The sequence below is a fragment of the Flavobacterium sp. FlaQc-48 genome (assembly GCF_044007335.1).
Taxonomy (GTDB): domain Bacteria; phylum Bacteroidota; class Bacteroidia; order Flavobacteriales; family Flavobacteriaceae; genus Flavobacterium.
Genome location: NZ_JBIPCR010000016.1, coordinates 148,238 through 154,754 on the forward strand (window position 1 = coordinate 148,238; position 6,517 = coordinate 154,754).

General features: G+C 32.4%; 8 protein-coding genes. 5 read left to right on the top strand and 3 right to left on the bottom strand.

The features are described 5' to 3' along the window. From ACHRWY_RS21560 to ACHRWY_RS21570, 3 genes are all read right to left on the bottom strand, one after another. Positions 1 to 684 carry a hypothetical protein gene (locus ACHRWY_RS21560; RefSeq protein ID WP_395357452.1) on the bottom strand — a complete coding sequence of 228 codons (684 nt, stop codon included), beginning with the start codon at positions 682 to 684 and terminating at the stop codon, positions 1 to 3. Between the two features lie 77 nt (positions 685 to 761). Then, complete coding sequence (locus ACHRWY_RS21565; protein ID WP_395357454.1) at positions 762 to 1,346, bottom strand: Crp/Fnr family transcriptional regulator; 585 nt, start codon at positions 1,344 to 1,346, stop codon at positions 762 to 764. Between the two features lie 130 nt (positions 1,347 to 1,476). After that, complete coding sequence (locus tag ACHRWY_RS21570) at positions 1,477 to 1,683, bottom strand: hypothetical protein (RefSeq protein WP_395357456.1); 207 nt, start codon at positions 1,681 to 1,683, stop codon at positions 1,477 to 1,479. A gap of 609 nt (positions 1,684 to 2,292) precedes the next feature. On the opposite strand from ACHRWY_RS21570, the gene ACHRWY_RS21575 reads away from it, so the two are divergent. The 5 genes from ACHRWY_RS21575 to ACHRWY_RS21595 form a co-directional block, all read left to right on the top strand. Next, complete coding sequence (locus tag ACHRWY_RS21575) at positions 2,293 to 3,039, top strand: HesA/MoeB/ThiF family protein (protein ID WP_395357457.1); 747 nt, start codon at positions 2,293 to 2,295, stop codon at positions 3,037 to 3,039. A gap of 297 nt (positions 3,040 to 3,336) precedes the next feature. Continuing rightward, positions 3,337 to 3,669 (top strand): hypothetical protein, encoded by a 333-nt coding sequence (locus tag ACHRWY_RS21580; protein ID WP_395357458.1) that lies wholly within the window; start codon positions 3,337 to 3,339, stop codon positions 3,667 to 3,669. Between the two features lie 87 nt (positions 3,670 to 3,756). Beyond that, a complete protein-coding gene (locus tag ACHRWY_RS21585) occupies positions 3,757 to 5,763 on the top strand; it encodes an adenylate/guanylate cyclase domain-containing protein (RefSeq protein ID WP_395357459.1) in 2,007 nt (668 codons plus the stop codon). Positions 5,764 to 5,842: 79 nt separating this feature from the next. Then, positions 5,843 to 6,175, top strand: coding sequence for a hypothetical protein (locus ACHRWY_RS21590; RefSeq protein ID WP_395357461.1), 333 nt, complete (start codon positions 5,843 to 5,845; stop codon positions 6,173 to 6,175). Positions 6,176 to 6,216: 41 nt separating this feature from the next. Then, positions 6,217 to 6,517, top strand: a 301-nt coding sequence (locus ACHRWY_RS21595; RefSeq protein ID WP_395357462.1) for an NHLP leader peptide family RiPP precursor, incomplete at its 3' end; no start/stop codon positions are given.

A 6,517-nucleotide genomic window follows, 5' to 3' on the forward strand; every position in this document is an offset into this window, starting at 1 on the left:
TTATATAGCCTTTTTGTTACACAATAATTGCCTGACAGAGGCCAGATGTGAAAAAACAACAATAGGAACCAAAACGGAGGGCAATAACGTAAACGGAAAGTGTAATAACGCAAGATTAGGCTGATCAAAAGCAAATTGCTGAAATTTTGTTGGCAATGACAATACTGCATTAATGGCAATATTGATTACCAGAGCCAGACAAATAAAGTTCCATGCTAATAATAATCGAATATTCTTCTGCTCTTTCAAAAAAGCAAAATAATATACAATAGGCGCTGAAATACCCGAAATAATATCAAAATTGCGGCCTTCAAATGTCATGAGTTCCGGAATACCCTTATTCATAAAAAGCCATAACAAAACCAGTTCTACAGGTATTCTGATGATGTGTAGAAGAGTAAGCCATTTGAGATCCAGTCCGTCGATAAACAGTTTTCCTTTTTTTGAAATAAAAAGTAACAGAATTAGAAGCAAAGGTGGCATTAGTAAAAATGCAAAACGAGGCGGCAGCGTATTTTCAGATGCATAGAAACCTGTAATACTAACGATAGACTGAATAATAATCCATGAAATCAGTATCGTTAGTACGATTTTAGACGAATGTGCCGCTTTATAAAAAAGAAAAATGGAGGCCAGGAGTGTAATTCCAAAAACCAGGCTGATGTAAAGTGGTAAAGTATTCATTTTGTTTGTTTTTTAGTAAAACAAAGGAATACATTGCGGGCTAAAATAAACTTAGCAAATGACAAGAAATAGACGGATTAGTATTTTTTTGAAACCTCTTTCCGAATCCTGCTTAAAGAAGTGTCCGTAATACCCAGAAAAGAAGCGATATTTTTTAAAGAAGCTTGTTGAAAAATCTCAGGATTGGTTTTCAATAATGCTATATAACGTTGCTCGGCTGTTTCGGTAATCATAGAAAGCATCCTGGTTTTAAGATCTGAAAATCCCTTAACAAGAACTGATCTTCCAAACTCGCGAAATTCAGGTAAGGCATGAAATAAATGGTTCAATTGCCTGTATGTAATAAACCAGCCCACACAATCAGTGAGTGCCTGAATATTTTCTTTAGATTTTGTACGGTTAAAAAAAGAAGCCACTTCAAAAACAACTTGTCCTGAAGCGTAAAAATTTGTAGTTACCTCATTTCCTTCTGTATCATAGGCAAATGATCTTATAAAACCTCTTTCCAAAAAAAAATATTCGTCACAAACACTTCCTTCTTCAAGATGCATTTGATTCCTTAAAAGAAGCTTACTTTCAAAATGATTTGAAATTTCCTCCGCTATTTCTAAAGGAATCAGATTGGTGTTTTTAAGATACAAAACAACGGCTTCTTTGCCCATCGTAATTTATTTTTCGATTAGTCTCAACCAAAGTACTAAATTACAATTAATAGTAAGGCTTTAAGTATCATTTAAATTAGCGGAGCTTTCTTTAGTATTTGAGAAAAGGGAACAATTTAAATATTCCGTTTTATAAAGATTGCAGAGGTGTACATTCAGTTGCATCATCTTCATCCTGTTTTAAATCTGTAAGGATACCAGCAGGCTGCTCATCCCAGTCACCCCAGTCACCTTTGTAAGCTTTGGTGTATATGAATTCGACGCTGCTTGCGGTATAAATACTGCTGTGAAAGCATTTACCATAATTTCCGCGGGTTGGGTTATTTGCATTTTCCATTATCGTAAAAGTTTAATTAATTGATTGACAACAAATTTACACTTACAATTCCTTTAGATTTTATATTTAAAATGGTACTTGTTGTCAAATTCACATGTTGTTTGTAATGTGAATTATTATACAGAAGATTTTTCAAAAGAAGACAGCCTTTTTTAGGCCGGCTACCACATCATTATCATTATATTCACAGCTTCTCTTAATTGTAGTGTTTCGTTCGGAATTTTTTCTAAAAAAATATCGATCATCTCTTGTTTAAAGTCAGTATGGCCACAGGAGACTTTATCAATTGGAATTATAGCGCTATTTCATTTTACAAATTTGTAAAGCATTTGTTGCCAATAAAAGAGAAGTAGAACTTTGTAAAGTTAGAAACCTCATGAGTTCTAATTTTACTTGTTAAACCAATATTTTGTATTGTTACCTTGAAATTTAAGAATTAGTGTTAATCGAATAAATATTTTTTTGATTAACTATATTTCATTATTGTTTTTTTTATAGATAATTTAGCGATGATAAGGTTTATAAATTAAAAGACCTGATACCATTTTATTTCGGTTATTCCCTTTATCCATTGCAAAATATAAATTATAAGTATTGTAAAAAACAAATATGAATCAACGAAACATAAGGAACAGGCTTTATATTACCCCTGAAGAACAAGAATTAATAAAAAATACCCCCATATTACTAGGCGGAGCGGGTATAGGAAGCGTCATTGCCGAATGCTTATTAAGACTGGGTTTCGAAACCCTGACTATAATTGATGGTGATGTTGTTGAATTATCAAATTTAAACCGACAAAATTATACCGAAAAAGACATTTCAAAACCAAAGACAGAAGCTCTTAAGGAAAGGTTACTGGCGATTAATAGTGAAGCAAAAATTACAATCCATAATTGCTTTCTAACGCCCGAAAATGTAGAACATTATATTACAGATCATAAAATTGCCATAAACGCTTTAGATTTTACTTCTGATGTTCCGCTTTTGTTTGATTCTCTCTGTCAGAAAAAAAACATACCTGTTTTGCATCCTTACAATTTAGGATGGGGCGCATTGGTATTAGTCATTTCAGATGATGAAGGATTGGATGTTTTAAAAAAGCCAAATGAAAAATTCTCTGAAGTTAATGTTGTCGATTATGTTTTAGAATATATGAGATATTGGGAAAATCCTCAGGAATGGCTTGAAGAGATCCTGGATCAATATCTCAGGGAAGAAAAAAATCTTTCTCCTCCGCAACTTTCAATTGCATCCTGGTTAGTTGCAGGATTATGTACTACTATCGCATTTGATATTGCTACCCATAAGCGTGTAAAAGTATTTCCTGAATTTCATTTGACTACGATCAGATAAAAAAATATGAAATCTGTTTTTCTTAGATTTCTACTCTATTATAAACAATTCCCAGTAAAAGCTGTATTCAAATTCTGATTTTGAAACAGCTTTTTTTTTGTTCTGATATTGACTTCAAAATTTATAATTCCTCTTCCATTTTTAAATGCTTATGGCATAAAAATAATGATAAAACTGCAATAATAACTGTAAAAAAAGGCAAGCTTTTTTGTCAGTCTATTTGGCAATTCTGTAACAGGTAATGCAAATAACTTTACAATAGTAGAATATTTAGGTTTAATCATAAATTAAAAAAAAATGGAATTAACTAACGAACAAAAAGTTTTAGAATCTATTGTAAAAAAAGCCTGGGATGATCCGGTGTTTAAAGACGATTTAATAAAGAGTCCTGTTGCGACAATAGAAAATTTTTTAGAGCATCCAATTCATTTGCCTGAAGGAAAAACGATAGCTTTTGTAGATCAGTCTAATTCATCTACAATCTTTTTTAATATTCCTGCTGAGCCAGATATGGACGATATGGAATTAAATGAAGAGCAATTGGATATAATTTCAGGAGGAGATGGTAATACGCCACCTATCATTGTGAGTGTAACGAATTACACCCAAAAAATTTTTAGTGGAAGCTAAAAGTAAAACCATCCTGAAGTTAACTTCAGATTAAAACGTATGTGCTCTCTTTGATCATGTGCGTTTTTTAATTTAAAACTACTATTTGTGAAAACCCTATCTACATACGTTTTGTTTTTTCTTTTTCTGATACAAGGAACGGGATTAAAAATAGATGCACAAACAAAAGTGTTCTCTAAAAAAGTCATGGAACACACTCCCGAAAATAAACAAACCGCAGACAGTTTACTAAGTGTTGGAGAAAAACGCCAGAATGCCGGAAAGTTTTTAGAGGCAATGGTTTTGTTTGAAAAAAGTTTAAAAATATACCAAAATTTAAAGGATCAGAAAGGTATTGGAAACAGTTTCAATAAAATCGCAACCACTTACTACTATCAGGGAGATTATTTAAAAGCCCTTTCTTACTACACAAAATGCAAAGAGATTTATGAAAAAGTTAATTTCAAAAAAGGAATTTCATCAGCATTAAATAATATGGGAGCTGTTTATTATTATTTAGGGAACTACCCAAAAGCACTGGAATTTTACAATGAGGCAATCAAAATTCAAAAAAAAATAGGCGATAAAAAAATCATCGCCGCAACTACACAAAATATAGGAGGAATATATGTTGATATAAAAGATTATTCTAACGCAATGATATATTCTAAAAAAGCCAATGCCCTTTATAATGAATTAAAAGACTCTATAGGAATCTCTCATAATTTAAATGGGGCAGGTAAAATTTACATGATGCAAAAGCAATATACAAAAGCCTACGATTTTTTCCGTCAGGCTTTGGCAATTGCCGATAAAATAGACGACAAGCAAAAAAAAATAGAGGTCCTTTATAACTTAGGAGAACTGTTTAATATTCAAGGCAATGTCAATAAATCCTTGTCCTATTATAATCTTTGTTTAGCATCCTCTCAAAAAATAAACAGCTTACAATATATTGGCATTACGCAGGTAGCTATTGGCACTATATTGAATAAGTCAGGAAAAAGTGATGATGCTGTTAAAAAATGTAAAACCGGTCTTTCTATTGCTGAAAATCTTGGAGCCGTTTCGCTTAAAAAAGACGCCTGTAAATGCCTTTATGAAGCTTTTAAAGCGAAAGGCAATGCTGGTTTGGCCCTTAGTTTTTACGAAAAATCAAACGCTTTTAAAGATAGCTTACAATCTGAAGAAACATCTAATAAGATCTTAAATATGGAGTTTCAGAAAGCATTGTTAATTGACAGTATTGCTTATGTAACAAAAGCACATAATATTGAGCTTAAACATAAAGAAGAAGTTCAGAATAAAGAAAAGCAAAGAAATATTATTATCATCTCCTTAGGTTTTATATTATTGATTGTGATCGCGTTATGGAACAGGTTAAACTATGTTCGAAGATCCAGAAAAGCATTAACGATCGAGAAAGACCGTGCAGAAAAACTACTGCTAAACATTCTGCCGGAAGAAATAGCCGAAGAACTAAAAGAAAAAGGCTTTGTAAATGCCAGAGATTTTAATCTGGTTTCTATTCTCTTTACTGATTTTAAATCTTTTACGCAGACTGCAGAAAAAATGTCACCACAAAATCTGGTAGAAGAAATCAATGTTTGCTTCAAGGCATTTGATTTTATATCGGATAAATACAACATTGAAAAAATTAAAACCATTGGAGATTCCTATATGGCTGCAGGAGGTATTCCAAAGCCAGATCGTAACGCCTTAAGAAATATTGTTTTTGCAGCATTAGAAATGCAGGAATTCATGATAAAAAGAAAGATACTTAACATCAATGCTAATGTTCCGGCTTTTGAGATGCGACTGGGTATTCATGCCGGACCTATTGTAGCAGGAATTGTGGGAGTAAAAAAGTTTCAATATGACGTTTGGGGCGATACTGTAAATACAGCAAGCAGAATTGAAAGTAACGGAATGGTTGAAAAGGTTAATATCAGCGAATCTCTGTATAACCTGATAAAAGATGAGAAATGTTTCGTATTTGAATACCGGGGTAAGATCTATGCAAAAGGAAAAGGGGAAATCAAAATGTACTTTGTAGAAAAAAATATCTTTTCTACAGAGATCAGATCAGTAGTATTGGAGCATAGTTACAGTTAATTGCTTATTTGTCAGTTTATTTGGCAATTTTGTAATATTTATGAAGACTAATTTTACATTATAGAAAAGGAAACAAATCATGGAACAGAAAAAAGAAGAGGAGGTTTTGCGATTGATAATTTCTAAAGCCTGGGAAGATACCAATTTTAGAAAAAGCCTGATTGCAGATCCTCTAAGAGCAATTGAGAATCTTACCGGAGCTAAGATTGTGCTGCCCGAAGGGAAAACATTAGTCATTAACGATCAGACTGATAAATCTAAGGTTTTTGTAAATATTCCTTCGGAGCCTAATATTGAAGATATTGAACTGACGGAAGGTCAATTGGAAATAATTGCAGGCGGAGGGCAAACCGTATGGTCGGATTTAGTGAACAGCCTTTTTCCAACATTAAAAGATTACATAAAAATATAAATAATAACTATTAAATAATTAACCCTTAAAACAATAAAATCATGTCAAATCAAGAAAGAGAAAACGCAGAAAAAAACTTAAAAACAATTATCAAAGCAGCTTGGGAAGATGAAGCTTTCAAACAAGAATTGGTAAGCAACCCGGTTCAGGCAATCGAAAAATTATCTGGAAAGCCATTAGATTTAAAAGGTAAAACATTAATTGTAACAGACCAAACAGATTATTCTGCGGTTTATATCAATATTCCTGCTAATCCTGAAAACATGGAATTAACAGATGCTGAATTGGAAGCTGTTGCCGGTGGACAATTTAACTTAGAGATTCTTTGGACAGGAATCTGTA